The sequence below is a fragment of the Gracilimonas sediminicola genome (genome assembly GCF_024320785.1).
GTDB lineage: Bacteria > Bacteroidota > Rhodothermia > Balneolales > Balneolaceae > Gracilimonas > Gracilimonas sediminicola.
Genome location: NZ_JANDBC010000001.1, coordinates 275,916 through 301,816, shown reverse-complemented (window position 1 = coordinate 301,816; position 25,901 = coordinate 275,916). Strand labels below are relative to the sequence as shown.

Annotated in this window: 26 protein-coding genes; 11 read left to right on the top strand and 15 right to left on the bottom strand. The window is 43.0% G+C overall.

The genetic code is table 11. The features are described from left to right. Positions 1 to 61 precede the first annotated feature (61 nt). Positions 62 to 619: a carboxymuconolactone decarboxylase family protein gene (locus NM125_RS01545; RefSeq protein ID WP_255132170.1), complete on the top strand. Its 558-nt coding sequence runs from the start codon at positions 62 to 64 to the stop codon at positions 617 to 619. A 137-nt stretch (positions 620 to 756) separates the two neighbouring features. Here the strand turns inward: NM125_RS01545 and hisI are convergent, their stop codons facing one another. The 4 genes from hisI to folE all read right to left on the bottom strand — a co-directional run bounded on the left by hisI (position 757) and on the right by folE (position 3,734). After that, the gene (hisI, locus tag NM125_RS01540; protein ID WP_255132168.1) at positions 757 to 1,239 is read right to left on the bottom strand and encodes a phosphoribosyl-AMP cyclohydrolase; all 483 of its coding nucleotides are present in this window, start codon (positions 1,237 to 1,239) and stop codon (positions 757 to 759) included. 64 nt (positions 1,240 to 1,303) lie between these two features. Next, a complete protein-coding gene (yidD, locus tag NM125_RS01535; RefSeq protein ID WP_255132166.1) occupies positions 1,304 to 1,579 on the bottom strand; it encodes a membrane protein insertion efficiency factor YidD in 276 nt (91 codons plus the stop codon). Next, positions 1,576 to 3,042, bottom strand: coding sequence for a cysteine--tRNA ligase (gene cysS, locus NM125_RS01530; RefSeq protein ID WP_255132165.1), 1,467 nt, complete (start codon positions 3,040 to 3,042; stop codon positions 1,576 to 1,578). The genes yidD and cysS overlap by 4 nt, the downstream gene beginning before the upstream one ends. A gap of 5 nt (positions 3,043 to 3,047) precedes the next feature. After that, on the bottom strand, positions 3,048 to 3,734 hold the full coding sequence (folE, locus tag NM125_RS01525; RefSeq protein WP_349294156.1) for a GTP cyclohydrolase I FolE: 687 nt from the start codon (positions 3,732 to 3,734) through the stop codon (positions 3,048 to 3,050). A gap of 270 nt (positions 3,735 to 4,004) precedes the next feature. On the opposite strand from folE, the gene NM125_RS01520 reads away from it, so the two are divergent. Together NM125_RS01520 and NM125_RS01515 are read left to right on the top strand one after the other, a co-directional pair. Continuing rightward, complete coding sequence (locus NM125_RS01520; RefSeq protein ID WP_255132161.1) at positions 4,005 to 4,313, top strand: Dabb family protein; 309 nt, start codon at positions 4,005 to 4,007, stop codon at positions 4,311 to 4,313. 122 nt (positions 4,314 to 4,435) lie between these two features. Next, positions 4,436 to 4,711, top strand: a complete 276-nt coding sequence (locus NM125_RS01515; RefSeq protein WP_255132160.1) for a Smr/MutS family protein — start codon at positions 4,436 to 4,438, stop codon at positions 4,709 to 4,711. Here NM125_RS01515 and NM125_RS01510 read toward each other — a convergent pair. Continuing rightward, positions 4,708 to 5,283 carry an acyltransferase gene (locus tag NM125_RS01510; protein ID WP_255132158.1) on the bottom strand — a complete coding sequence of 192 codons (576 nt, stop codon included), beginning with the start codon at positions 5,281 to 5,283 and terminating at the stop codon, positions 4,708 to 4,710. The two genes, NM125_RS01515 and NM125_RS01510, sit on opposite strands and share 4 nt — an antisense overlap. Before the next feature lie 135 nt (positions 5,284 to 5,418). On the opposite strand from NM125_RS01510, the gene NM125_RS01505 reads away from it, so the two are divergent. The 3 genes from NM125_RS01505 to NM125_RS01495 all read left to right on the top strand — a co-directional run bounded on the left by NM125_RS01505 (position 5,419) and on the right by NM125_RS01495 (position 9,341). Continuing rightward, on the top strand, positions 5,419 to 7,248 hold the full coding sequence (locus NM125_RS01505) for a MutS family DNA mismatch repair protein (RefSeq protein WP_255132156.1): 1,830 nt from the start codon (positions 5,419 to 5,421) through the stop codon (positions 7,246 to 7,248). A gap of 186 nt (positions 7,249 to 7,434) precedes the next feature. Then, positions 7,435 to 7,995 (top strand): YceI family protein, encoded by a 561-nt coding sequence (locus tag NM125_RS01500; protein ID WP_255132154.1) that lies wholly within the window; start codon positions 7,435 to 7,437, stop codon positions 7,993 to 7,995. Positions 7,996 to 8,051: 56 nt separating this feature from the next. Next, complete coding sequence (locus tag NM125_RS01495) at positions 8,052 to 9,341, top strand: hypothetical protein (RefSeq protein ID WP_255132152.1); 1,290 nt, start codon at positions 8,052 to 8,054, stop codon at positions 9,339 to 9,341. A gap of 308 nt (positions 9,342 to 9,649) precedes the next feature. Here the strand turns inward: NM125_RS01495 and NM125_RS01490 are convergent, their stop codons facing one another. Beyond that, a complete protein-coding gene (locus tag NM125_RS01490; RefSeq protein WP_255132150.1) occupies positions 9,650 to 10,243 on the bottom strand; it encodes a YceI family protein in 594 nt (197 codons plus the stop codon). Between the two features lie 60 nt (positions 10,244 to 10,303). Between NM125_RS01490 and hisN the strand changes: the two genes are divergently transcribed. Continuing rightward, complete coding sequence (gene hisN, locus NM125_RS01485) at positions 10,304 to 11,074, top strand: histidinol-phosphatase (protein WP_255132149.1); 771 nt, start codon at positions 10,304 to 10,306, stop codon at positions 11,072 to 11,074. Further along, the gene (locus tag NM125_RS01480; RefSeq protein ID WP_255132147.1) at positions 11,074 to 13,344 is read left to right on the top strand and encodes a gluzincin family metallopeptidase; all 2,271 of its coding nucleotides are present in this window, start codon (positions 11,074 to 11,076) and stop codon (positions 13,342 to 13,344) included. Before hisN ends, NM125_RS01480 begins: the two co-directional genes overlap by 1 nt. 18 nt (positions 13,345 to 13,362) lie before the next feature. On the opposite strand, the gene NM125_RS01475 is transcribed toward NM125_RS01480, so the two are convergent. From NM125_RS01475 to NM125_RS01460, 4 genes are read right to left on the bottom strand one after another with little or no spacing between them, the layout of a single operon-like run. Then, the gene (locus NM125_RS01475; protein WP_255132145.1) at positions 13,363 to 14,478 is read right to left on the bottom strand and encodes an enolase C-terminal domain-like protein; all 1,116 of its coding nucleotides are present in this window, start codon (positions 14,476 to 14,478) and stop codon (positions 13,363 to 13,365) included. Continuing rightward, positions 14,475 to 17,048 carry a GH3 family acyl-acid amido synthetase gene (locus NM125_RS01470; RefSeq protein ID WP_255132143.1) on the bottom strand — a complete coding sequence of 858 codons (2,574 nt, stop codon included), beginning with the start codon at positions 17,046 to 17,048 and terminating at the stop codon, positions 14,475 to 14,477. The genes NM125_RS01475 and NM125_RS01470 overlap by 4 nt, the downstream gene beginning before the upstream one ends. 5 nt (positions 17,049 to 17,053) lie before the next feature. After that, positions 17,054 to 17,839: a 2-oxo acid dehydrogenase subunit E2 gene (locus NM125_RS01465; protein ID WP_255132141.1), complete on the bottom strand. Its 786-nt coding sequence runs from the start codon at positions 17,837 to 17,839 to the stop codon at positions 17,054 to 17,056. A gap of 1 nt (position 17,840) precedes the next feature. After that, the gene (locus NM125_RS01460; protein WP_255132139.1) at positions 17,841 to 19,205 is read right to left on the bottom strand and encodes a cytochrome P450; all 1,365 of its coding nucleotides are present in this window, start codon (positions 19,203 to 19,205) and stop codon (positions 17,841 to 17,843) included. Positions 19,206 to 19,443: 238 nt separating this feature from the next. Here NM125_RS01460 and NM125_RS01455 point away from each other — a divergent pair, with 238 nt between their 5' ends. After that, a complete protein-coding gene (locus NM125_RS01455) occupies positions 19,444 to 20,058 on the top strand; it encodes a hypothetical protein (RefSeq protein WP_255132137.1) in 615 nt (204 codons plus the stop codon). Positions 20,059 to 20,078: 20 nt separating this feature from the next. Here NM125_RS01455 and NM125_RS01450 read toward each other — a convergent pair whose 3' ends face one another. After that, on the bottom strand, positions 20,079 to 20,456 hold the full coding sequence (locus NM125_RS01450) for a DUF1428 domain-containing protein (RefSeq protein ID WP_255132136.1): 378 nt from the start codon (positions 20,454 to 20,456) through the stop codon (positions 20,079 to 20,081). A 251-nt stretch (positions 20,457 to 20,707) separates the two neighbouring features. Here NM125_RS01450 and NM125_RS01445 point away from each other — a divergent pair, with 251 nt between their 5' ends. Both NM125_RS01445 and vapC read left to right on the top strand, forming a co-directional pair. Continuing rightward, on the top strand, positions 20,708 to 20,905 hold the full coding sequence (locus NM125_RS01445; protein ID WP_255132134.1) for a type II toxin-antitoxin system VapB family antitoxin: 198 nt from the start codon (positions 20,708 to 20,710) through the stop codon (positions 20,903 to 20,905). Beyond that, the gene (gene vapC / locus NM125_RS01440; protein WP_255132132.1) at positions 20,902 to 21,297 is read left to right on the top strand and encodes a type II toxin-antitoxin system VapC family toxin; all 396 of its coding nucleotides are present in this window, start codon (positions 20,902 to 20,904) and stop codon (positions 21,295 to 21,297) included. The genes NM125_RS01445 and vapC overlap by 4 nt, the downstream gene beginning before the upstream one ends. A gap of 113 nt (positions 21,298 to 21,410) precedes the next feature. Here the strand turns inward: vapC and NM125_RS01435 are convergent, their stop codons facing one another. The 4 genes from NM125_RS01435 to NM125_RS01420 form a co-directional block, all read right to left on the bottom strand. Then, entirely contained in the window at positions 21,411 to 22,436 is a 1,026-nt protein-coding gene (locus tag NM125_RS01435; protein ID WP_255132130.1) for a serine hydrolase domain-containing protein, read from the bottom strand. A 375-nt stretch (positions 22,437 to 22,811) separates the two neighbouring features. Further along, complete coding sequence (locus NM125_RS01430) at positions 22,812 to 23,363, bottom strand: AlkZ-related protein (RefSeq protein WP_255132129.1); 552 nt, start codon at positions 23,361 to 23,363, stop codon at positions 22,812 to 22,814. Between the two features lie 190 nt (positions 23,364 to 23,553). Continuing rightward, positions 23,554 to 24,852 (bottom strand): ABC transporter permease, encoded by a 1,299-nt coding sequence (locus NM125_RS01425; protein WP_255132127.1) that lies wholly within the window; start codon positions 24,850 to 24,852, stop codon positions 23,554 to 23,556. A 2-nt stretch (positions 24,853 to 24,854) separates the two neighbouring features. Further along, positions 24,855 to 25,775: an ABC transporter ATP-binding protein gene (locus tag NM125_RS01420; protein ID WP_255132125.1), complete on the bottom strand. Its 921-nt coding sequence runs from the start codon at positions 25,773 to 25,775 to the stop codon at positions 24,855 to 24,857. Between the last annotated feature and the right edge of the window lie 126 nt (positions 25,776 to 25,901).

The window sequence follows — 25,901 nt, the reverse complement described above, 5'->3', positions numbered from 1 at the left end:
CATCAATCCCGTGTACTATTACAATGAAAAGAAGAATTACTATTAATTAAGAATTACGATTATGGACTTTACTATTTATAACGAAGAGAACGCACCGGAATCAGCACAACCATTTCTAAAAGGAGCAAAAGAGAAATTCGGTTTTGTTCCCAATCTGCTGGGAGAATTTGCGGAAGCCCCGGCCGTTCTGGAAGGCTATTTAAAGCTGGATGAAATTGTAGGAAACACCAGTTTCTCCCCTAAAGAACAGCAGCTGGCTATATTAGCTGTAAGCATTGAAAACGAATGCCATTACTGCTCAGCCATCCATTCAACCATACTCAAAAACCAGTTGAATACGAATGAGGATATTGTAACAGCTGTCCGAAATGGAGAACCATTACCGGATGAAAAATTTGATGCCCTTGTTACATACACAAGAAAAGCCGTACAAAACCGCGGACACCTGTCAGATGCAGACGCTCAGGCATTCCTCGATGCAGGATATACCAAACAAAATGCCCTGGAAATAAACCTGATTATTGCCCTTAAAGCCATCAGTAATTACACTAATCATTTAGCAGACACCCCGTTAGATGAAGCATTCGAACCAGAGCGAATGGAGTTTGAACCGGCTTAAATTTCTCTCCTGATTTAACACTATGAACCCGGCTCCTTTTGGAGTTCGGGTTTTTTTATTGAAGTGCTTTTAAGAAAAAGAAAAGCCCGGACTCAGTTAAGAATCCGGGCTATTTTAAAATCTAACTAAATCAAAAATCAGAGCTTGGTGGGATTTGGTGCATCACCATATACTTCTTTGGGATCAAAGACTTTTTCGTCTTCCTCAAAGTTTAGCTCTCCATCTTTCTGCGAAAATTCTTCGCCGGTGGGTACACTCCGGTAGAAGCAGGAGCGATATCCTACGTGGCAGCTTGCGCCATTACCCTGTACTTCTACCCGCAGCCATACACAATCCTGATCATCATCAATGCGCATTTCTTTGATGATTTGAGTGAGCCCGGATGTGGCGCCTTTATGCCATAGCGTTTCACGGCTTCGGCTGTAATACACAGCTTCGCCCAGTTCGATGGTCTTCTTGAAGGCTTCCTCGTTCATATAACCGTGCATCAGCAATTCACCGGATTCGTAATCGGTGGTTACTACAGGAATCAGTCCGTCTTCCTGGAATTTAGGAGCCAGCTCGGTTCCTTCTTCAACTTGTTCTACAGTTTTTCGTTCTTTGAATGTGATGTTTGCCATAATAGGTGGTTAGTCAATCTGAGTTTTGAAGATTCTTCACTTTCACTCTGAATGACCGAATAATCTAAAGTTCGTTGTTCGTTGTTTCTTGTTCTGTATTCGATGTTTTTTTAGGAACCGGATCATATCCATCACCGCCCCAGGGATGGCATCGCCCGATTCGTTTAATGCCCATCCAAAATCCTTTTAAAGGTCCCCATTCTTCAACCGCCTCAATCATGTAACGGGAACAAGTGGGGGAGTATCGGCAACTTTTTCCCAACCAGGGTGATATAGCTGCCTGATAAAATTTCACTAAGCTGACAATCAACAGGCTGAATATGTTGCTCAGCCAGTTCATTTGTCAATTTCGAAGGAAGTACCATCTTTGCCGTCCATAAGCTGAACACCCAGTTCGTTCAGGTCGTCCCGGATTTTGTCTGAAAGCTCAAAATTCTTATTGGCTCTGGCATCCTTACGAATCTCAATTAACATCTCAATTAAATCGCTGGTTAATTGTTCGTCTCTGCCGGCTTCCTCCTTCGGCCAAATTCCGAGCACTTCTTCCACAACGCTGTGCAGAAATACTTTTATCTCATCCAGGTTAGAAGGTGAGTTTCCATCGTTGATACGCTTTCGGATTTCCTTCAGCTTCTCAAACAAAATGGCGATAGCCTGAGCCGAGTTGAAATCATCATTCATCGATGACTCAAATGCTTCTTTAAAGCTCTTTAGATCAAATTCCTTTCCATCACCGGGCTCTGTTTGTTCGATAGTCTGTATCATGGAGTGAAGGTTCTTCAAGCCGGATTCAGCTCCGGATAAAGCCTCTTCAGAAAAATCAGTAGTGCTTCGGTAATGACTTTGAAGCAGGAAGAACCGAATGACTTCCGGTGGCCAGGCTCGGGTCAGAAGTTTATGATCACCCGTAAAAAACTCATGCAGGTTAATCGCATTTCCAAGCGATTTCCCCATCTTCTGGCCTTCCAGCGTTACCATGTTATTATGCAGCCAGTATTTCACAAAGTTTTTATCATGAGCACATTCGGCTTGGGCAATTTCACATTCATGGTGCGGAAACTGATTTTCGAGTCCGCCGCCATGAATATCAAAACTTTCTCCAAGATACTTGGTACTCATAGCCGAACATTCAATATGCCAGCCCGGATAGCCAACTCCCCATGGTGAATCCCACTTCATGATGTGCTTATCTTCCGCTTTCTTCCAAAGGGCAAAATCTTCCGGACTCTTCTTATCGGAAGCCGTTTCAACACGGGTTCCTGATTCAGCATCTTCGGTTTTACGACCACTCAGCTTGCCGTATTCCTCATCGGAGGATACATCAAAATAGACATTTCCGTTTACCTCATAAGCATGGCCGTTTTCGATCAGCTTTTTCACCATGGCAATCTGCTCTGGGATATGTCCCGTTGCGCGAGGTGCAATATCTGGCCGGAGTACATTCAGTGCATCCATATCCCGGAAGTAGGTATAAGTGTACTTCTCGGCAATTTCCATGGGCTGTACTTTCTCAATACGCGCCTGCTTGCTGAGTTTGTCTTCACCTTCTTCAGCGTCATCCACTAAATGACCTACGTCGGTGATGTTCTGAACATAGCGTACTTTATATCCCAAATAACGGAGATAGCGAAGCACCACATCGAAAGAGACATAGCTTTTGGCATGACCCAGGTGAGCATCTCCATACACCGTGGGACCACAAACATACATGCCCACATGAGGCGGGTTCAGTGGTTCAAACGGTTCTTTCTTTCGGGAGAGGGTGTTGTAAACGTGAAGTTGTTGGGTGCCTTTTTCAGCCACAGCGATTATTGGATCTCGGTGTTGGTTGTAATGTAATCGATGAATTTCTGTTGGGTGTCTTCATTTTGGAAGGCGCCGCGATATTCAGCCGTAATGGTACTGCTGCTCTGGTCTTTAATGCCTCGGGTTGAAACGCACAGGTGCTTGCTGTCTATAAAAACAGCTACATCGTCTGTTTCTAACGCTTCCTGCAGTTCATCGGCAATTTGTAGGGTGAGTCGCTCCTGAACCTGAGGTCGGCGGGAGTAGTAATCTACAATTCGGTTGATTTTTGAAAGTCCGATCACTTTTTTGCCGGAAGAAATATATCCAACATGGGCTTTCCCGATGAAGGGAAGAAAGTGGTGTTCACAAAAAGAAGTCACCTGAATGTTTTTTTCCACAAGCATACCCTGATAGTCGTAATTGTTATTAAACTGACGGGCTACCGGCTTATTCTTGGGATTCAATCCCTCAAAAATTTCTTTAACATACATCTTTGCCACACGGTATGGGGTGCCTTTCAGGCTGTCGTCGGTTAAGTCGAGCCCCAAAGCATGCATTATTTCTGCGAAATGCTCTTGAATAATTTCAATTTTCTCTTCGTCGGTTTTTTCAAAAGCATCATCACGCAGGGGAGTGTTAACTCCGTTGCTGATGTGGTCTTCGCCGATCTCTTCGGCAGTGATTTTATCTAAATCCAATGTTTTCAATATTTCTGATTTATAAATCTTGGAGAACAGGACGAGCCTGTGCCATTTAAACAGAACCCCAAAGTTAAGGGTTCCTGCTATTAATTGACAGCGGGAGAACTTCGAACCTTGAACAAGGAACATTGCATTTTGAAAGGCCGTACTTTGGGAATTACGATGGTTTAAATAGATATTCATGACCAGTGACCAGTGACCAGTGACTAACGACCAACGACCAACGACTAACGACTAACGACTAACGACTAACACCTAACACCTAACACCTAAAATATGATCAAACATGTAGTAATGTGGAAGCTTAAAGAAGTAGCTGAAGGTAAAACCAAAGATGAGAATGCAGAAGTGATGAAGAAACTGCTGGAAGATCTGCCCAATAAAATTGAGGAATTGATCAGTGCGGAAGTGGGCATCAATATAATGGAAGGAAACGATCAGGCAATTTGTGATGTGGTTTTGACAACGGAATGTACATCTGAAGAAGACCTTAAAGCCTACGCGGTTCACCCCGACCATCAGAAAGTAGTGGATTTTATTAAGAAAGTAGTGACAGAAAGAAAGGTTGTGGACTATGTTAAGTGACCAGTGACCAGTGACCAGTGACCAGTGACCAGTGAACAGTTATCAGTGACCAAGAACGAATAACGAATAACGAATAACGAATAACGAATAACGAATAACGAATAACGAATAACGAATAACGAATGAACGAACCAGACCCTATCGAAATACCAATTAACGGAGTCCTTGATTTACATCTCTTTAATCCGAAAGAACTGGGGGATTTGATACCGGATTACATAGAGGCCTGCCGGGAAAAAGAGATTTATTCAATCCGAATTATCCATGGGAAGGGAAAAGGGGTGTTGAGACGAACCGTGCACAGTTTGTTGGATCGAAACCCGCATGTGGAATCATACAGTCTGGCCAGTGACCGGAGCGGATGGGGGGCGACAGTTGCTGAATTGGTTAAAGGCTAATTTTCGCCTTTTGTTACTTCTCCGCCAAGCAGCCGATACTGATCTCCCGATTCCGGACAAGTGGCTCTGCCGTCATCCCCAAAGTGCAGACGGTGCCCGAATTCGCTGACCCATCCAATTTGTTTGGCGGGATTTCCAACCATTAACGCATAGGGAGGAACCGGCTTCGTGATTACGGCTCCGGCACCAATCAAACAATACTTGCCCAGTTCATTTCCACAGATAACAGTAGCGTTGGCCCCGATGGAAGCACCTTTTCTCACCTGCGTTTCCACATACTCATCCCGCCGGACGACAGCACTTCTGGGATTTACGATATTGGTGAACACCATGGAAGGTCCCAGGAAGACATCATCTTCGCAGATCACACCCGTGTAAATGGATACATTGTTCTGAACCTTTACGTTGCGACCAAGTTTTACTTTTGGTGAAACAACGACGTTCTGGCCCAGGTTGCAGTTTTCTCCCAGCTCGGCATCAGGCATTACATGGGTGAAATGCCATATTTTGGTTCCCTTTCCGATGACAGCACCATCATCAATAACAGCCGTTTCGTGTGCGAAATAATCCATATCCGTAAATTTAATTCGGTTGGATATTACCAATTGTTTAGCTGTACTGAAAGTGAAGGAAGTTTTTGGGTGATTCTTTTTTTATCCTCACTCCACTTTGATGACTGAAGAACAGTCAAACCCATGTAATTCATTATGAGCAGAAAAAAACAAATACAAAGACTACAGCGATTCTGTGAGCATATTGCCCAAAAAACAGAACGGTTGGAAGAATACAGTCACCGTTACTCGTGGGTTAGGGGAGTCACATTCTTCGCAATTTTGGCTTTTGGTTACTTCACATCCGGAGCCATAAACGACTATGTATATGTTTTCGGGATCTTAGTGGGAATCATTGGGTTTTTGTATCTGGCCGACCGACATCAGAAAGTGCATAAAGCCATAGAGAAGTTGGGATATCTCAAAGAAGTCAAGCAACAGCATATTGCCCGGTTGCAGCTGGACTGGAAAGGAATCCCCAAAAGAAGATATGATAAGGATCTGAAAGATCATTCTTTTGCCAACGACTTGGATATAGTGGGAAATTACTCCCTGCATCATATGGTTGATACATCTTTATATGAGGGAGGTTCACAGAAATTACTAAACTGGTTGATGAATGAGTTTCCTGTTGAAGAAGATATTATGCAGCGGCAAGAATTGGTTCAGGACCTCATACCCCTGCAAGCCTTCAGGGATAAACTTTCTGTGATTGGCCGATATACGCAAAGTCACACTTCAGAGAAAGACTGGACGGAAAAACAAATGCTTGTCTGGCTCAGGCAGCCGGAGCGAACCGGATACAAGCTGCCGTTGCTGATACTTTCGGGATTATCTGTTTCCACGCTTACGATGGCAACTTTAGCATGGATCGGTATGCTCCCGGTGATTGCACCACTGGCTTCTTTGTTAATGTATCTGAGCTACTACAAATTGAGCAGCGACAAGATAGCCGGACTGTTTGATGCTGCATACCAAATGGAAAAAATGCTGGGTCGTTTCCGGGAATTGTTGTTGCATGTGGAGGAGTTCGAGGTTTCAAATAAGCAGAGTTTGGCTCAACTTTTAAAAGTTTTTCAATCCGCTGAAACCAAGCCCTCGGTTTACCTGAGAAAAGTAGAGAAGCTAACGGGAGCTGCCTCTCTTCAGGCCAATCAGGTGGTGTGGCCGCTGGTAAATTTGATCCTTCCCTGGGATATGTACTATTCCATGAAGATGGAAAAACTGAAAAAAGAGTTTGAACCTCGTCTTACAGAATGGCTGGATACTTTTTATGAACTGGAAGCGCTCAACTCCTTGGCTAACTTTGGGGCTTTACACCGGGCGTACACCTTTCCCGAGCTGACCAACGATTCTGAGATACTGTTTGAGGCTAAAGAGTTAGGGCATCCGCTAATTCCGGCCAATCAAAAAGTGACTAATAATTTTAAAGTGGAAGAGGGGAAAGATCTGTTTTTGATTACCGGTTCCAATATGGCCGGTAAAAGTACTTTCCTCAGAACGGTTGGCATTAATTTATGCCTCGCTTTTGCCGGAGCCCCTGTTAATGCAGTTGCACTTAAGACTAACCTGTTTCGTGTATTCACCAGTATCAATGTGAAGGATTCCCTGGAAGGGGGATTATCTCATTTCTATGCGGAGGTGAGACGACTCCGAACGCTGCTTGATAAGCTCGGGAATGAGGAAGAGCTTCCGCTGTTCTATTTTGTGGATGAAATTTTTAAGGGTACAAACAACAGAGAGCGATTTCAGGGGAGTACAGCTTTTCTTAAAGAAATTGCCGGTAAGCATGGAGTCGGGATGGTTTCTACCCACGACTTGGAATTAGCATCCCTGGAAAAAGAAATACCGGAACTGAGCAACTGGCATTTTGCTGAAACCATTGAGAATGGGAGAATGAGCTTTGAGTATAAAATTAAAGAGGGACCTTGCCCAACTACAAATGCCCTCAAGATTATGAAAATGGAAGGACTTCCTGTGGAGTAAGAAAATAACTCTAAGTTCTTCACATAATCTTCACAATGGCTGGTTTTAAGCAGCTTGTAACTTATTGTAGCTAAATGACTTGATAAAAGAATTATTTACTTTTTTCTTCACATTCCCTTCATGAAAATATGATTTCTTTGTGGTGAGTTAATTAATGAACTCAGATTTAAACCTAAAGAGGTCGATATGTTAAAGACTACATTTTCATTCATACTAACACTGCTGTTAAGTACAGCACTTTTCGCGCAAACCTATCAAATAGTACCAGACGAAAGTGAAATCATCGTTTGGGGAACTTCAAATGTACACGACTGGGAAGCTCCTGCTGATGAGTTCTCCGGTTCGGCTACCATAGAAGTATCCGGCGATTCCCTGGTCTCAATTTCAAGCCTGCAATTCGATGTTGTAGCTGAAGAGATTAACAGTGGAAAAGGTGGAATGGACAAACGAATTGATGATGCACTGAAAGTGAAGAAGCATCCGAATATTACTTTTTCATTAACTGAAATCGAGAATAAAGGACCCGCTTCACTAATTGCTAACGGTGAACTCACTATAGCTGGTGTAACCAAGAACGTACAGATGGAAGTTGAATATCAACTCCAGGCAGACGGCAGCATCCTGTTTAACGGGAAGCAGAATATTGATATGACTGAATTTAATGTTGATCCACCCACTGCCATGTTCGGCACTATTAAAGCCGGGGAAAAGGTAGATGTGGAATTCAATGCAAAATTCGCTCAATAATAAATTTCAATAAACAACAACTAACTAACAAACCAACAACACTAAATCCTAAGGTCATGAAATCTAACGTAAAATATTTCACAACCGTACTTACAGCTTTTGTTCTTGCCTTCTTTTCGGCAACGAACTTATCAGCTCAGGAACGCAACAACATTCAATACTTTGTGCCGGCTACAAAAGCAGGCCTGAATGTATTTGAAGCACCATTCACAACAGATAAATCCTTCGACGGTGTTTATGTACGAATCGGTGGCTCTAACGCACTTCAGTTTCAAGGCATAAGCCATGATAACGATGCGGGAAGTCTCGCAGACTTAGAGAATAACTTCAACCTTGCTACCTCTAACTTGGATCTGGACGTTGCTCTTGCTCCCGGTATGAGAATGCACCTTCGTACTTATCTGTCATCCCAACACCACGCTGAAGCATGGGTGAAAGGCGGATATATTCAGATTGACAGCTTCGACTTTATCGAGGAAGGATTCCTTTCAAGTCTGAGTGACAATATCCGAATTAAAGTAGGTCACATGGAAAACAACTATGGTGACAACCACTTCCGACGCAGCGACAACGGTTCGGCTATCCTGAACCCATTTGTAGGTAACTACATCATGGATTCATTCACCACAGAAGTAGGTGCTGAAGTGTACTACTACACCGGCGACATTTTTGGAATGGTAGGCTTAACCAATGGTAAACTGAACCAAAGTACTGTTGAAGGTGCCGTTAAAACCAAACCTTCTTTCTTAACCAAAGTTGGATACGACAGCCAGGTTAATGATGACTTACGAGTTCGACTTACTGGTTCTCTGTTCCGAGTTTCACAGAACGCCTCTATCTACCTGTACTCAGGCGACCGTGCCGGTACCCGTTACTACAACGTAATTGAGCCGGGCAACTTCCGCGCAGGCCGATTTGCACCTTCATTCGCAGTTTCAGGACGCGCACCGGGTGGACCAATTGCCGGAGAGATGACCTCCATCATGATCAACCCATTCGTGAAGTTCCAGGGACTTGAGTTCTACGGAGTATTTGAAAATGCTTCCGGTGCTATCGACAACGGCGAAGACACTCGTTCATATACACAAATTGGTGCAGAACTTCTGTACAGATTCGGAATGGATGAAAACTTCTACGTAGGCGGCCGATACAACACAGTATCCGGTGAAGAGCCAAGCGGAGACGAAATTGATATTTCAAGAATCAACATTGGTGGTGGCTGGTTCTTAACAGAAAACGTACTCACCAAACTGGAGTATGTAACACAAACTTATGATGGTTTCACAGGCGACTATGCCGGTGCAGAATTTAGCGGAATCATGTTAGAAGCTGTAGTAAGCTTCTGATATACCGACCTCATAGGAAAGGGGCGGGCTGTGAAAGGCTCGCCCTTTTTTTGTTTATGAACATTGAGTTCTTAAAGTACCTGTTCTCCTGAGTATTAGCATAGGCCTCAGGTTTTCTGATTCCTAAAGGCCGGTTTAAACCCTTGCTTTTGATAGTAAAGAGATGGTGAGTTCGGGTGAATGTATTGCCTTCAAAAAAGGTGAATTCCCGTACGCAAGGAAGCCATTCATGGCTGGTTAATAGAATGATGTGAGAGCATGCAGAATAAGATTGTACTTCGTTTCATGAAATTGATGAACAGGAAGTATCAGGGCTCAAACCGAACTATCAAATCAAACACAATATCCAGTTCATCGCTTACCTGAACGAGTCCAAAAAGAGGAGAGGGAGGAGTGAGGCCGAAATCGGTCATATAAAGTGTTTTATTTCCTCCAACCAATACCCCTTCTTCGCTGCTGGAGAAAGCATTAAGAGGCACTTCGTAGTTTCGTTCAACCCCGGCAATGGTAATAGTGACATTGGCTGCTTTAGGAACCGGGTTCTCTTCATTCTCCAGAATCAATTCATTCAGCGTAATTTGTATAAAGGGATGTTCCTTGTACTTTAAAGTACTTCGAAAATCACGGTTGATAGCCTTTTTTCCACAATCAAACTCGCTGATTTCCAGAAACAGGGAAACCCCATCCACAGTGATGGTGTCTGCTGAAAAGTGATAGTCAAAATCCAGGGAATCCTGCTGCAGCTCGTGCTCCGATTCACACCTGAAATCATTCACATTTGATTTTCCATTAATGCTTAACTTACTCTCATTGCTGAGCCGTACTTTTCCGTTTTGTGCAAACGACAATGCGGGAAGCATGCACAAAGCCGGAATCAAAATTGTTTGAAGAACCTTTCTCATACTCATAATTTTGGCAGTAAGCAGGCGATTAGTTAAAAGTTTGAAGAATTATCGGATTCAATGATACAAGATTTATTACAAGCAGCAACTGAAATTGCTAAAATTGGCGGACATCATACCTTAAAATATTTTAAAAAGAATGTGGAAGTCATTAGCAAAGATGATGACTCCCCCGTTACCATAGCTGATCGTGAAACCGAACAGATAATGCGGGAGGAAATCCTCAAACGATTTCCTGACCACGGTATCATTGGTGAAGAATACGGCAAAACCAACGAAGATAGTAACATTAAGTGGGTGCTGGATCCGATAGATGGAACAAAATCCTTTATTCACGGCATTCCATTTTACACTACACTGATTGGGGTTTTAGTGGATGATGAACCACAGGTGGGCATCATTTACGCTCCGGCTTTAGAGGAACTTTGTGCCGCAGCTATTGGAGAGGGTGCTACCTTAAATGGAGAACCCTGCAAGGTTCGTAAAACCGATAAGCTGGAAGATGCGACCTTGTTGGTAACCGAGATTTTCAGGTTTAAGGAAATGGGGCAGCAGGAAATTTTTGAGGAACTCATGACCAAAACCAAACTACACAGAACATGGGGAGATGCTTACGGCCACATGATGGTGGCTACCGGCCGGGCTGACCTGATGTATGATCCTGAACTTAATATTTGGGATGCCGCTGCGTTACTTCCGGTGATGCAGGAGGCCGGAGGAGTTTTTAGTGATATTGAAGGCAATGAAACCATATTTTCAGGAAACGGATTCTCCACCAACAAAGCCCTCTTCCCTGAAGTAATGAAAATATTTGAAGCACACACCAACTAATGAAAAAAGGACTATTTACAACGCTTTTTACATTTCTTTTTGTAGCCACAATTTTTGGTCAGTCGTCGGTAAACTGGGACTATAAGGCTTACCCCGAATTGCCTTTTTTGCTGAAGAGCATCGATTTGGAAGTAACAGTGGAAACGGCATCGGCACTGATCAAAGCAACAGGCACCTACCGTATCAGTTCCAGGCAGCCTGACCTGAAGCAAGTGGTTTTCAACACATCCAATGTTGATGTAAAGGAAGTTTCGAGCAACGGTCAGCCACTTGATTTTAGGGTGAGTTCAGATTCGCTGATCATTCAGTTGCAGGACACCCTGAATGTAGGCCAACGCACCTCTTTTTTGGTAACCTGGGAGAGTTCTTCTCCTTATGGAATTAATACCGATGTTTATGGTAACCTGTGGACGTCTTTAAATCCCCGTTCCCGTCACCATTGGATTCCCATCCCGGATCACCCCGAAGTGGAGTCGGTGATCAATGCAAGTTTCACGATTCCGGCAGATCTTCAGGTTGTGTTTAACGGAAATACAGCAGGGGATGAAGTTGTTTCTACCGAAGAAAAGCGGGTTGAATGGAGTTCAGAAACTGCGGTTCCGATATCTGGAATTACCTTTTCGGTTGGAAGTTTCCAAACAGAAAGTGCCCGTTCAGGGGTGAAAGAAGTCTCTATACATGCATCCGAAAATGCATTACTTGAGGGAGTTCGGTCGGGATTGTTATCTATCGCCGTTGAAAGCCTGAAGAAATATGAGAACACGTTCTCCTACGAGTTCCCGTATTCGGCTCTTCACATTGTTGTGCTGCCTGATAATCACTGGGAAGAAATTCAGTCCGGAGCCGGTGTCATTTATTTATACCAGAACCTTGGAAGCCTGTCCACCCAATTGAAGAGAGGGATCGCAGAACAGTGGCTGGGGAATTATCATCGCTACCTCGATGTACCCGATTCACGCTATGAGTTTTTGAAAGCTCTGGTTACTGAAAGCGATGAAAGCGTACCCCTGTTGAACCCGGATGACCTGCAGTCGATTCAAGGCTGGAATGAATGGGTACACGGAATTGGAAATATGCAGGATGAATTTCTCAAACAAACCATCAGAGAATCATTGCCGAAACTGATTCAGCAAATGCAGGGTGTAAGCGGTTGGAGTGAATACGCCGACTTCTGGTATGACCAAACCGGTACTTACTGGAAAGCATTGCCTGAACCGCTTATGAATAAAGATGAGGAAGCTCAGAAAGGATATACCTATCAAGTGGACTATCGGTACGATGAATTAGAGCCCTCGCTCACTTTATACTTTCAGGCGGAATCGGAGCCGGTGGGTACCCTTGCCGGACTTGAACTGGTTCAATATGGTTTTATGGATACCACACGGTCAGAAATCACCTTTACAGGCGCATCCGATTCTGTTGCAGTAGAGCTGATCTCGGGAGTAGAATATGTGACTTTGAATCCCCGAACCGATTTTGATCTGACTCTGAAGGAGCAAAAGCCCTTTATGTTTTTGATTCGTCAGCTTCGAAGCTCAAATCCCGATGAAAAGATAGAAGCAGCCCGCCAGCTCAGGGATTATACCGATAACCCGGATCTACAGCTGGCCCTGCAGGATGTTCTGGAAGCTGAGGGAGAACCGGAAGTTCGTGCAGCCATGCTGGCCACCTTAGGGGAAATAACACAGGGCGCATCCGGGACCGAGCAAAACTTCCTGGACCAATTGAATTCTGATAATTTGGCGACAAAGTTGTCGGCCATAAGGGCACTTACTGATTATCCCGGCAACGAACAGGTCAGGTATGCTGTCAGAAACACGCTTATCAGGGCTGAAATAGACACTGTATTTGCCACGGCGTTGAACACTTACGGTAAACTGGCCGAATCCGATGACCTGATATCCTTAACCGAGCGATTGGAGAGAAGCGGTGAAGCTGATAAAGCCATTAACGTTCTGCAGGTTGCCGTTCAAACAGATACCACTCGAGAATCCATATCCATTGCTGACCGGATGGCACTGGGAGATTATCCGTATTCCATCAAAAAACAGGCACTCAATATTCTGCTAACCTATGAGAAAAACCAGGAATACTGGAATCAAACCATAGAAATGCTCATGGCGGACCGAGACCCCAGAATTCGTTACCAGGCACTGGATGCCGTGCAGTATCTGTCTGCCAAGAAAACGGTTGACGTGCTTAAAGACCGAAGAAAAGAGGAGATGGACCCGAGGGTGCAGGTTAAGATCAGTAGAGTAATGGGGAATTAATCCAGCCGCAGTACGCGATTATATCTTCGTGAACTCTTTTTTATAGGCAAGGCCGAAACCATACTTTTTATAGTCAAGGCTCTCAAGGGTATTTATTACTCCATTTTTGCCAAACATGAGGGACTTGTCCGTTACATCTCTGTCTAAAAGTAAAGTCCCATAAGCTCCTTCCATAGCCCTGACCCGGTCAGAGTATGTACTTGAAATGGTTAGGGCGGCTCGGGTTAAGATACTGGTCTCACCAACTTGTGAGCCAATGACTAAAGGGATATCGGCACCAGCGGCCATTTCAGCCATTTTCAAAGATCTTAGAATACCTCCCATTTTTGATACCCTCAGATTAATGATGAAGTTTTCTGAAAAACTCAGAATGGATTCTAAATGCTCTTCCAGGTAAATAGATTCATCCAGGATTACGGGAATTCCGGATTGTTCAATAAACTTTCTGTGACCTTCAAAGTCCTCTGCTTCAAGAGGCTCTTCTATAGCTGAAGGAGTGAAAGAAAGTCCCTTAAGATACTTCACTGCTTGCTCCGGCACATTCCACAGGTTATTGGCATCTAATCGGATGGTTGCCGTTGGGATAATTTCTTTGACAGTTTGTAGTATGGAGTTATCCTTAGTCAGGTTCCCGGATATCTTTACTTTTAAATCTTTAAAGCCCAGTGCATTAAACTTTTTAATCCTTTTCCTTGCTACCGCTTCATTGCTCATCCCAATCACAGCACTGTACTGAAAAGCAGGTTGTAATTCAGGTACTTCAACCGTGGCTTCTACCGATGTTTTCTGGTCTTTTGATAACGCATCAAGGATGGAAAGTTCAATGGCACACCACGCCGAAGGGTTTTTATCGATGAGTGTTTTATTATGAGAAACCCAATTTTTCAGGTCAGATATAGAATGGATATGGCGTTTAATTTCAGGAGCATGTTTATTAAAGAAATCGATGCATGTATACACTGTTTCTCCTGTTACATATACCCGGGGGCAACCTTCCCCAAGCCCCGTGTTTCCCTTTTTAGTCCTGGCAGCGACTAAAACAGCCTGCGTTTTTTTACGTTTGGCCGAACTATGTTCAAAGCTTGAATTGAAAGGGATCTCAAGTGGTTTGATTATGAGTTTGTCTATGTTCATTCAGCAATAAACTCCTGAATTTTAAAATCAAAGTTACTCTTGTACTGTAAAATTTGAGGTTTAAATTGCCCCTCTCTTTGTCCTTGCTTCAAATAAAAATCTTTGTAGGATTCATAACAGCCATGCGCAAGAATATGTAGATTTAACTCCTGCAGCCGATCGCTCTCCCTTTTTGTTTTGTATTCTATATTCTGTTCTTGCAGGGCTGTATCAATAACCCGGCTGAGTTCTGAGATAGAAGGAATTATTCTCTCGCCGGGTTCAATATATAATTCATATAAAGACGATTTCTCATCAGCCAACATTTGGTAAAAACGAAAATCAAGGTCGAGTTCTTGTTCTGCTTTTTTAACGGCATTAATGACCTGGCTTACATATAATTTCTCCCCGGTTATATTCGTAACTCCTTTCCCTTTTTGTATAAAGCGAAAAGTGGGAGTATTCTCAAACTTACCTGATATTTCAACGATATCGTTCATATTGTACCTATACAAACCGGTGGGAGTGGTTACAAAAATATAGTATTGCTCTCCTTGTTCTAAACTTCCTATCGTTTTAAAGTCAGGGCGGTCATTCTCCCAATCATCTCTGTGAACAAACTCAAAAAAGTTTTCTCCGATGGTAGGCACGCCTTCATTCGTATCCGGGTTTATCGTAACCGTTGCTCTTAGTTCGCTGGATAAATATCCAAGATCAATAACACGGATATCATTTCGGAATTTTGGAAGAACACTCTTCAATGAAATTCCACAACTTCCCCCGGTCCAGGTAATCAATAGCTTCAGGTAAGGCCAGATTTCTTCGTAGGCTATTTGATCGCCGGAGCTAAATAAGTGAGCCAGTTCTTCAGCTCTTTTTGAATTCGGTTTTAGTCTCCTGTTTACCGCAGCGATAATTCGAGGATCTAAATCTCCGAGGTATTTGCACGTTCCTGAAGCGATGTCGCTACAAATGTGGCTAAAATTTTGATTTATAACATCCAGAAGTTTGTGAAAACTGGAAGGGTTGGCACTTCCCAGGTACGTCACATCTTTTTCCTCGATCATCAGCCGGCATACTATGTAATATTTTATCTCATAGTCTTTAATCTGAAATACCTCTTTAGGAATAACGTATTTCTTACGGGCAAGCCAGGGCATGGTGTTATAAATATGACCGGAGGCACTTCCAAAAGGATTACCGGAAGGCATATAACCTTCTACAGCCGGGCTCACCAAACCTATGATCTTCCCGTAAAACGCTTCCGGACAAGCTGTGTACTGAACCAGGGAAAATATCTGTTGAGTCTTCTTTAACGATGCCAGGGTTCTCTTTAAAACAGGCAGGTATTTAGGTTGACCAGTTGTTCCACTCGTTTGGTTATAAAAAAGGGGAGATTCTGCAGTTAGTGAAGTTGTTTTCTCAAGATCCTGCTTTTCGATTAAGCCCCGGATGTCCTCATACTCACTAACCGGTACTTTCTCTCGATAACTTTCGTAACCGGTGATTCTATCAAAGTTATACTCTTTCCCATAAACGGTATTTTTATTCTCCAAAAGAATGGAAGACAACGTTTCTTTCTGAACTTTCTCAGGTGATCGGGCAAGTTCTTTCAAAGGGTTATAAAGGGTAATCTCAATCCACTTCATTTTTAATTTCAGAAGGGTATTCAAAATCATTCCGGAAATACCTTGGAGGGGGAGGGCTTTTTTGTCTATTTCACCGGAGAAGGGAGTTTTTAATTGGGACAGGTAATCTAATGGATACTCTTTGTTGAGCAGGCCAAGTTCATCTACAAGCCGGTGTTTTGGGAAAAAGTAGGTGCCAAAAAGAATATCCCATATAATAATGTTGTTTCCGTAGTTGGTGTTGGATTCTTCAATATTTCGGGAATGATGCCAACGATGTAGTTGTGGACCGCTGATTACATAGTTGAGTGGCCCCATTTCCAGTTCGATATTGCAATGTTGGAAAAAGCCATTAACCGCATAAAAAACAAAGTAAAGCGCCAGCACCTCTTCCGAAACTCCTACAATAATGAACGGCATGGCATCGCCCAGAAACTGCAGTGCTTTTTCAACAGGATGGAATCGCCCCACATTAAGCCAGTATAGTTTTTTGGGTGAATGGTGAACGGCGTGAAACTTCCAGAGAAATGGAATCTCATGGGAAAACTTATGCAGCCAATAACGAAAGAAATCGGCAATAAGCACCATTAAAATTACCTGTAATGCTATAGACCAGTGATGGGGCCACAGTCCGGTAATTTGGAGTTCATAATAGTCCAGCATCCGCAATATGAAAATGGCAACGAGGAAGCTGAGGATTTTAGGCAGGATAGTTTGGACGGTGAGCATGAACAGCGAGTCGTTAATGACATCATGCTTGTCAAAAATCCATTCTTTTTGATGGGGAGTGTATAGCTCAAAAAAGATGATGGATAAGGCCCCAAAGGTAAGTGGAATATAGGTACTGGCAAGCAACTCAAAGCCATTAGCCATTAGTACAAAAAACATCCCCAGACTGATGATCATTGTTCCGGGGTAAACTACATAAGGCCAAAAGCCGTATTTGATTTCTGCTTTTTCCATGATGCCTACACTTTTTCCCCTATTCCGGAGGCACTTTCCAAAAGTTCAATAAAGGTATTCCCAAAACGGGCTACCGGAGCCCCATCCAGGATATCATGATCAAGAGAAAAGGAAAAACATAACATCTTCTTTACTCCGGGTGAATGCACGCCTTTGGAATCGTAGACGCCACCTGTGGCTACAATTATTGGGTATGGACCGGTTGGGACCGGCCAAAATTTGCGCTTACTCAGAACGTTGCCAAGACTTGTCAACGCGATGGTTCCTTTTACTTCTTTTGCCCGAAACGGGTTGTTGAGCAATTTCTTAAGGATAAATAACCTGAGGAACTTGGGAAGAAAACGGGGGATAACTGATTTTTTCCTTTTACGGATGGACTCAAAACTCAGTGCTTTAGCCTCACGAAGCTCGGTATTTATTTCTTCAAAAGACTTGGTCTGAACCGCTTTAAAGATGTAGGGAAAAGGAAAGGTTTTTCCATCGGGCAGTTCCTTCTCGATCATCATGGCCACATCTACATCCTCAAACACCACCAGTTTGTTTTTATGCTTAACGGCCTGAACCTGAGGGTGTGCACTTACCGCTTTGCCCAAACACCAAATCAGGTAAGCACTCAGGGAGTGTGGTTCTTCTCCTGATACTTTTCTCTGCTGAAGTTGAGCATGAATGCGGGTGATGTCTGCTTCTGAAAAACCATAGGCATAGTTACGGTCTTTAGCCAAATCCAGAAAATCTTTAACATCATCTCTGAATGCAGGCCAGGGAAGGGTGGTATGTGCAGCGTTCTTCATACTAAATATTTCTTGGTGTGAATACTGCCCATATCGGATTTTTGGGCTTAGTTGAAATCAACAGATTGAGTTCAGCGGGTTTGTTGGATGCAAGGGTTACTGTGTATTTTCGCAATAGGAACATGAGCACGAGCTGTATTTCCATTAGTGCAAAATGCTGGCCTATACAGAGCCTTTGTCCGCCCCCAAAAGGGAAGTAAGCGTATTTATGCCTTCCGGCAACCCGCTCTTCTGTAAAATGCTCAGGATAGAAATCATCGGGCTTCTCCCAGAATTCAGGGTTACGGTGCACGAGTATGGAGGGGAGGGTAACAGAGGCATCGGCCGGTATCTTAAAACCCATAATTTCATCCTCCTCCAGCGAACGTCGACCGAAGGTCCAGACCGGAGGGAATAAACGCATCACTTCTCGTATAAACATGTTCAGGTAGGGGAAATGACGCAGATCTTCAAAGAGAAAGCCGTCTTCTTTCCAGTTCCGGTCAATTTCTGCGAGAACTTTTTCTTCCACTTTGGGGTGATGAGCCAGGCAGTAAAGGCTCCAGGTAAGAGCCACGGCTGTAGTATCATGCCCGGCAGTGAATAGCGTGATTACCTCATCCAGTAACTCTTCGTTTGAAAGATTATCTCCGGTTTCTTCATCGGTAGCGTTCATCAACATATCCATCAGGTCATTAAACTCTCCTGATGAAGTCCTGCGTTTTTCGATGATTTCAAGGATGGATTTCTTTAAATCAGCTATTGCACGCTGCCCTTTCGATTTTGTTTTACTGGGTAGTTTATTTAGCAGCTTGGTCCACCGGAAACGTTTCTGGGACAGGTAATCCCATGCAAGTGCAAAGTTGGTTTTCAATTGCTCGGTTTCAAACTCAATGTCGTTCTTCAGAATGGTATTGCTCAGTACCTCAATAGTAATCTGGCTCATTTCCCTGTCAAGATCGGTTGATTGGGTCCCGGTATATTCTCTCTGTTCAATAAATTGGGTGATCGTCTGCTGCATCTCATCAAAGAGCTCTCCCATTTTTCTTTTGTGGAAAGAAGGTTGAGCAATACGCCTTCTGCGTTTCCATTCATCACCCTCGGTAGTAATCAGTCCACGGCCCAGTAACTCAACCATGATGGAATAGGGCTTCATCCGACTGTAGTTATGGGCATTACCGGCCAGAACGTGCTGAATAGCATCCGGGTGATTCAATACATAAATATCCCTGGAAAGAAGCTTTACCGTAAACAAAGGTCCCATATTCTTGCTTTGCTCCTGTAGAAATCCATGCGTATCCGACTTAAACTTAAACAGGTGATTAAAGAAAGGAGCCTGTCCATCGGCAACGGGAGGGGGTTTTAAGGCTTGTGTAGAATGTTCCATAGCACCGTACCTATCAAAAAAATATTCAAGAAATGCACAGCCGGATGTAACTTCGTATCTACCGGCCAAAAAAGTACTTCCGAAAACCTTCTATGTGCTTGACAAGGAATATTATACAGATTTTGAAGAACTATCGAAATAAGCTGACGAAATCAGAAATTTTCCGCTAAACCGAAACCTTATTTCTAAGAACAGATTATTTCACTTAGATTCCGCCTTCTCTAAATTAAAAGTATGTATGGCGGCTGCAGAATTTAAATACACCAATCGACAGTTATTTCTGGGATGTGCTTCCGGTTTTTTTGCCCTTATTTTTCTAATTGCATTCACCTACATCGTTTTTAATCTGAATGATTTCCTGGAAACTCACGCCATTGAGACCCTATTCATTATTGTGATAGGGGCGGTGATGATCATTTCCTTTATTATGAAGATAAACGGAGGGGCTGAATTGAAATCAAATATGGCGGTAACGGACTCATCCATCATTGTGAAAGGAGAGCACCGATATCAGTTATCGGACCTGCTTTTGGATGAATATGAATCCGATTACTATCATTGTTTTCACCTATACACCAAGAACAAAGACTTCACGCTCTACACCAACGAGAAAGACGATTTAATCAAGCATCTGTTGAATTCCAATATTCACAAACACCGTTTTGAGATAGATGCGTATGATTTTGAAAGGAATTCATCTACGGTAATGATTAAGGCCAAATCGGGACGTATGCTCGGCTTTAACCTGGACAACGGAGCTTTCTCTATTTTCCAGGAAGAGGATGCAGAGGAGGACAAAGCCTTGTTTGAGCCAAAGTATTTTATACAAACACCGGGGTATAAGAGGAAGTAGCAGATCGAAGCCTGAAATTATTATGACGATTGAACCAACGACTGAAAACCTCCATACACCATTCGTTCAGCATCAAAAATCAATCGTTCAGGATCGGTCAGCGGAGCTACTAATTCCGCCATCCTTGGGTCGTTGGGGACTTTCTTGTTTGCTGAATCACGAGTTTCTTTCGAAGGAAATAAAACCCATCCAAATACAATTACTTCGTCTTCCTTCAAATCCACAAGTTCTATAAACGAACGTGTGCCTTCCAACTTCAAATCTTCACCGACATACTCGAAATAAGCGAGTGCTCCATATTCCTTCCAAATCTCAGCTACTTTTTCCGCCACATTCTTGTATTCATTCAGGTGAACTCGGGGAACGGGAAGTACAAATCCATCGATATATGGTGTCATATTACCTCCAATCTTGTAGCTGAAGTTTATGTTAAGCCGCTAAACGACGACCCAGCGTTTAAAAGGCGCGGGGATTATGATTTGGTTGAAGTAGCAAAATTAATTGCTTGCAAACAAGTTCTATCGCGCCCCGCCAGCCCAGGCAGGTCCGTGTCCGAATTAATGCGCTTATTAGGTATACAATAAGTTAGGATTAAATAAGTAATGTGTATAAATTTCGATTCAATACACATAAAATAATTTATACAATTATGAGAACGAATATTGTAATCGATGACGACTTAATGGATGAAGCCTTGAAGGTCAGTCGATTTAAAACGAAAAAAGATGCTGTGGAAGAAGGCTTAAAATTATTAGTCCAGCGTAAAAAGCAAGAAAGTATCAAAGATTTACGAGGAAAATTGAACTGGAAAGGTGATTTAGATGATATGAGGACTGACGAGAAATGATTTTAGTAGATACAAGCGTTTGGATTGATTATTTCAACGGAGTATCAACAAAACATACTGACAGCCTTGACCGTATTCTTTCAGAGCAGTTTGTTCTTGTAGGAGATATTATCCTCACCGAAATTTTACAAGGTTTTGATAGTGATAAAGAGTTTAGATTAGCCAAACAAGCTCTTGATTCTTTAGATTGCGTTCATCTCGGAGGGAAGTCATTGGCTATAAAAGCAGCTTCAAATTTTCGCTTTCTTCGATCGAAAGGTATTACCATTCGAAAAACGGTAGATGTGCTCATAGGAAGTTGGTGCATAGAACATGAAGTGGAGCTACTGCATAATGACAAAGACTTCGATCAGATAGCAACTCAGCTACCTTTACAAATCTATAATGGCTGACGTTATACACCTAATGACATTCGGTATAAGCGGCGCAATGCGTTTTCCGATCTATTGTTGAATTTAATAGGGGGCTGAAGTAGCTGAAATCTTCAAATCAAGCAAAGTTGGGGCTAATTTTTCTTACTTATGATTTTTACGATACGGTTAATACTGATTTCCGATAAGTTCCATTCATAACCATTAAAATCTGTTGTATTAATAAATTGAACCACTACCGCGTCAATATCCTTGTGATATTCTGCAAGGCTTTGATAACCAACGACCAATCCTCCATGGTTGTATTCGTAAGGATAGATTTCCTGTTCTCCCTCGTCAAATACCGAACCATCGTTTAAGGCTCTCAAGAATATACCCACATCTTCTGCTGTAGCTAACATTCCATACTCATTGGCTTTAAAGTCTTCGTTATAACCAACATAATATCCACTCATAACATCATCTAAATCGACTTCAGTAATCGAAAAATAGGTGTTTCCCAGCTCCAGTGGTCTTAATATTTTCTCTTTGATATACTCATGGTGGTTATACCCTAAAACATCATCCATAATCCTGCGAAGCAACAAATAATTCGTGTTTGAATATTCATATCCCTTACCCGGTTTAAAACTGGCAGGCAGGTCGAGGGCAAAATCCAGGGCATCTTTGCTATTTTCTTGTTCGTTGTCCCAAAAAGCGGGGTTATCTGTAAAATTTGGAATACCAGAACGATGTTGAATCATCATCCTCAAGGTGATTTTTTCTGCATTTTCAATTCTACCATTAAGTTCTGGAATGTAATCGGTAAGCGTTTTATCAAAAGACAAACGCTTTTCTTTGACCAACTTAGTAGCTGCTACAGCTGTATATAACTTGCTAATACTGGCAATTTTGAACAAAGATTTCGGGTCGGCTGGAATTTTGTTTTCTCTATCTTTCCAACCACCCGTGTAATATTCCGGCGGTTTCCCTGATTGGTCTACATACACAATCATTCCGTCAAACCCATGACCAATGGCCTCATCTACTTGTTCCTGAACTGTATCTGGTAGTGGAAGTATCCATGCTTTAACCAAAGGCCATGGTACGAAATACAAAGAGCCTATGGACGCGGCAATTAATACTACTCTGAGAATTTGTTTTGTTTGTTTTTTTGTCAAGGTCTCATATTAGTTCAGGATGGTATATCAATAAATCGCATACTGTATGGCATGCTTTCATTTCTTTTCAAGTGTCCTTACAGCCCCTCCAATTTACCATTATTGATAGTTCAAGATAAGATGAAGGGTTCAGACTAAATAATAGAATGGTAAGCTATATAACGACCCGGCGCGTAACCGGCTTGGGATTATAATTTTTAAAAGGCTAAGTATTTGAATCCTGAGTACACAGGAACTTGAAATTTAACCAAAGCCACAATTGCGTCCGCCGTCAAAGCAGTTGTTATACTAAATTTGAATGTTGATTTAAACGAAATGAAATTATCACCCGGCTAACACCTTCACAGTTCTTTTATTTAGTATTTCTCTAATTCGTTAAATATCATCGTTTACACATTGCTTCCAAATATTGAGGTACAATTCCTTGAATGCTACCCACGTATCTCGCTCAATTTGGGGATCGTTTAATCTTGCAATATTCATAGTTACCTGAAGGTTCTTTAGGGCCGTGTCAAACTGACTCTTAGTACAGCCAACTTCCTGCATTGTCGCCTTACGAAGTGATGTGGTATCCCATGGCTCTGTAACTACTTTGCTGTAAATATGCTGCGCAAGACCATCTTGCGTTTGAATATCTTTATAGGCCCGGGGAAAGTGATGGCTGGCCATATAGTCCATATCCATCAATACCGCAAACCCACCATTGATTTTTCCATAGAATATTTCGTTTGGATACTGAGCCGGAAGCTGATTTTTCCAAGTCCAAACTGCCGTCATCTTCTTTCCCCATCCCTTTTCTCCGGGTTGCTTTTCAGGAAGATCAACATGTTCCCAAAGGGAGGCATGCTCGACTTTATCACTTGAGAAGATGGTGCAAACCTTTACTTTTTTGACAAACTGGTAAGCCTGTTCAATCGTCTTAATCATAATATGTACATCTTCATTCTGAGGCATATTATTTTGAACTTTGTATGTGCATATCGAAAAAGATTCTAAGCCGCGAGGAAACTATGATTTTTTTGAAGTAGCGAAATTAATTGCAACCATACAAGCTGAAATCAAAAAAGGGACGAGCAAGCCCGTCCCTTTTAAAATGAAGTAATAGGGTTCCCTCTGTTTAACTTTGCTTAATCCACTTGCCGAGCTCTTTGAAGGAGGGCTTTTTGCCGTACATCAAAATACCCACGCGGTAGATTTTAGCCGCCAGCCACATGATACCCAGGAAGGTCAGAATCATCAACAAAATAGACACGATGATTTGCCAAAAGGGAACCTGGGAGGCGGCAATCCGGGTAATCATGTTAATGGGGGCGGTGAGCGGAAACAGGGAAACAAACAGGGAAAGTCCGGAGTCGGGCGCTTCCATTACTTTGGTGTTCAGGAAGTAACCGACGAAAATCGGAAGACCGACCGGCAGCATAAACTGCTGGGAATCCTGCTCGGTTTCTACCGCAGCACCGATAGCGGCAAACACGGCACTGTAAATCATAAACCCGAGGAAAAAGAAGATCAGGAAGTTTACAAATACCATAGGATCTACCACCATCTGCTCCAGGGAGGAGGGATCGAAAGAGGAGGCTGCTGCTTGTGCAGCTTCGTCCGGGATGTTGCTCATCTGTGCTTCCATAATCATACCCGCAACCGGAGCGGCGGCAATAGAAAGACCGATATAGAATACAATCCAGATACTGAACTGGGTGAGGGCCATGGCGAGAACGCCGAATAGCTTCCCGAACATCAGCTCAATCGGTTTCACCGACGAAGCGATTACTTCCAGCACGCGGTTGGTTTTTTCCTCAATCACGCTGCGCATCAGCAGGGATCCGTAAATGAAAATGCCCATAAAGATCATCAGCCCGAGTATGAAGCCCAGAGCAGAGGCAAACAGGGTGTTATCCTCGGACTCCCCTTCTTCAGTCAGCTTGACGGCCTCCAGTCCGGTCCGGGTCTCAAAAATTTCCCGGATGTTATCCGACACATTCTCGCGAGAGAGTTTCTCTTCCCGCACGGCTTCCCTCAAATCTGAACGAACCGCGGATATAAAGCTTAAACCGCCGCTGCCTCCATAAATAAGGGTGGGACTTTGAGATTCCGAGATCACCTGATCATTCAGAATGATGAATCCATCCAGATCGCCGTCGAGTACATCGGCGCGGAGGCTGTCTTCGTGGATATCACTTACATCAAAATAGCGGGTCTCATTGATGTCAACCAGTCGCTCTACCAATACATTGGTGTTATCCAGTATCCCGATTCTTTTTTCTACTTCCGATTCTGAAATACTGATGTATACCACAATCCCGATAAACGCCACCAGTGCAAGCGGAGTTAAGGCGGTGGCTATGATGAATGATTTACTTTTAACGCGGGTGAGATATTCCCTTTTCAGTACTAACCAAATTTTGTGCAGACTCATAATTATACCAACTCCCCTTTTTTGATGTTGTCTTCCCCAACGGTGGAGATAAAAATTTCTGTTAATGATGGCTCAATGCGTTCGAATTTGTGAATTTCAGCATGCTCCATAGCTACCTTCAGGATGTCCTGCATATTCTGTCCGTCCAGCACCCGAATTTCCGCAAAGTTGGTGGATCGGTTGTTGATGCGGACATTATCCAGCGTATCCAGGAACGAACTGTCGCCTTCAAACTCCAGGTTAATGGTATTTTCTCCGAAGGATGATTTGATTTCCCGCAGGTTACCGGTCAGTACGGCTTCACCCTGGTTGAACAGGCAAATATCGTCACACATTTGCTCGACCTGTTCCATGCGGTGAGTAGAGAATAAAATGGTTTTTCCTTTCTCGCGAAGCTCAATGATAATCTCTTTCAGTGTTTCGCTGTTGATAGGATCAAGTCCGCTAAACGGCTCATCAAAAATATAGATATCAGGATCGTGAGCAATGGTAGCGATGAACTGTATCTTCTGGGACATCCCTTTGGAGAGTTCATTGATCTCCTTCTTTTTCCAGTCGGAAGCTTCAAATCGATCCAGCCAGTAATCAATGGCTTTTCTGGCATCAGTTGAGTTCATGCCTTTAAGCTGGGTAAGGTACATCAGCTGATCCAGCACCTTCATTTTTTTGTAAAGCCCGCGTTCTTCCGGCATGTATCCAATTACCTTTTGGGTTTCCGGGCTTGCGATGTTCCCGTTTAAGGTTACGCTGCCGCTGTCGGGAGAGAGGATGTAATTAATCATCCGGATGGTTGTGGTTTTGCCGGCCCCGTTTGGCCCCAGCAGCCCGAAAATGCGCCCTTTATGTACCTCAAAACTAACGTCGTTTACCGCCTTGGTTTTACCAAACGATTTAAAGACGTTGTTAACTTCAATTACTGCCATAATCGTATTTTAATTTCAAATTGATTGATGTGACGGGAGAGCTTAAGAAAAGCAAAGGTAACTTGAAAGAAAGCCCCTGTATATTTTGGAAGATGCCCAAAGATTTCTTATTTCCCATAATAATAA

What these genes read in the sequence shown, in the direction of transcription:
- NM125_RS01545 (WP_255132170.1), top strand. Translation starts at nt 62, where the DNA reads ATGGACTTTACTATTTATAACGAAGAGAACGCACCGGAATCAGCACAA.
- hisI (WP_255132168.1), bottom strand. Translation starts at nt 1,239, where the DNA reads ATGGCAAACATCACATTCAAAGAACGAAAAACTGTAGAACAAGTTGAA.
- yidD (WP_255132166.1), bottom strand. Translation starts at nt 1,579, where the DNA reads ATGAACTGGCTGAGCAACATATTCAGCCTGTTGATTGTCAGCTTAGTG.
- NM125_RS01520 (WP_255132161.1), top strand. Translation starts at nt 4,005, where the DNA reads ATGATCAAACATGTAGTAATGTGGAAGCTTAAAGAAGTAGCTGAAGGT.
- NM125_RS01515 (WP_255132160.1), top strand. Translation starts at nt 4,436, where the DNA reads ATGAACGAACCAGACCCTATCGAAATACCAATTAACGGAGTCCTTGAT.
- NM125_RS01510 (WP_255132158.1), bottom strand. Translation starts at nt 5,283, where the DNA reads ATGGATTATTTCGCACACGAAACGGCTGTTATTGATGATGGTGCTGTC.
- NM125_RS01505 (WP_255132156.1), top strand. Translation starts at nt 5,419, where the DNA reads ATGAGCAGAAAAAAACAAATACAAAGACTACAGCGATTCTGTGAGCAT.
- NM125_RS01500 (WP_255132154.1), top strand. Translation starts at nt 7,435, where the DNA reads ATGTTAAAGACTACATTTTCATTCATACTAACACTGCTGTTAAGTACA.
- NM125_RS01495 (WP_255132152.1), top strand. Translation starts at nt 8,052, where the DNA reads ATGAAATCTAACGTAAAATATTTCACAACCGTACTTACAGCTTTTGTT.
- NM125_RS01490 (WP_255132150.1), bottom strand. Translation starts at nt 10,243, where the DNA reads ATGAGAAAGGTTCTTCAAACAATTTTGATTCCGGCTTTGTGCATGCTT.
- hisN (WP_255132149.1), top strand. Translation starts at nt 10,304, where the DNA reads ATGATACAAGATTTATTACAAGCAGCAACTGAAATTGCTAAAATTGGC.
- NM125_RS01480 (WP_255132147.1), top strand. Translation starts at nt 11,074, where the DNA reads ATGAAAAAAGGACTATTTACAACGCTTTTTACATTTCTTTTTGTAGCC.
- NM125_RS01475 (WP_255132145.1), bottom strand. Translation starts at nt 14,478, where the DNA reads ATGAACATAGACAAACTCATAATCAAACCACTTGAGATCCCTTTCAAT.
- NM125_RS01470 (WP_255132143.1), bottom strand. Translation starts at nt 17,048, where the DNA reads ATGGAAAAAGCAGAAATCAAATACGGCTTTTGGCCTTATGTAGTTTAC.
- NM125_RS01465 (WP_255132141.1), bottom strand. Translation starts at nt 17,839, where the DNA reads ATGAAGAACGCTGCACATACCACCCTTCCCTGGCCTGCATTCAGAGAT.
- NM125_RS01460 (WP_255132139.1), bottom strand. Translation starts at nt 19,205, where the DNA reads ATGGAACATTCTACACAAGCCTTAAAACCCCCTCCCGTTGCCGATGGA.
- NM125_RS01455 (WP_255132137.1), top strand. Translation starts at nt 19,444, where the DNA reads ATGGCGGCTGCAGAATTTAAATACACCAATCGACAGTTATTTCTGGGA.
- NM125_RS01450 (WP_255132136.1), bottom strand. Translation starts at nt 20,456, where the DNA reads ATGACACCATATATCGATGGATTTGTACTTCCCGTTCCCCGAGTTCAC.
- NM125_RS01445 (WP_255132134.1), top strand. Translation starts at nt 20,708, where the DNA reads ATGAGAACGAATATTGTAATCGATGACGACTTAATGGATGAAGCCTTG.
- vapC (WP_255132132.1), top strand. Translation starts at nt 20,902, where the DNA reads ATGATTTTAGTAGATACAAGCGTTTGGATTGATTATTTCAACGGAGTA.
- NM125_RS01430 (WP_255132129.1), bottom strand. Translation starts at nt 23,363, where the DNA reads ATGATTAAGACGATTGAACAGGCTTACCAGTTTGTCAAAAAAGTAAAG.
- NM125_RS01425 (WP_255132127.1), bottom strand. Translation starts at nt 24,852, where the DNA reads ATGAGTCTGCACAAAATTTGGTTAGTACTGAAAAGGGAATATCTCACC.
- NM125_RS01420 (WP_255132125.1), bottom strand. Translation starts at nt 25,775, where the DNA reads ATGGCAGTAATTGAAGTTAACAACGTCTTTAAATCGTTTGGTAAAACC.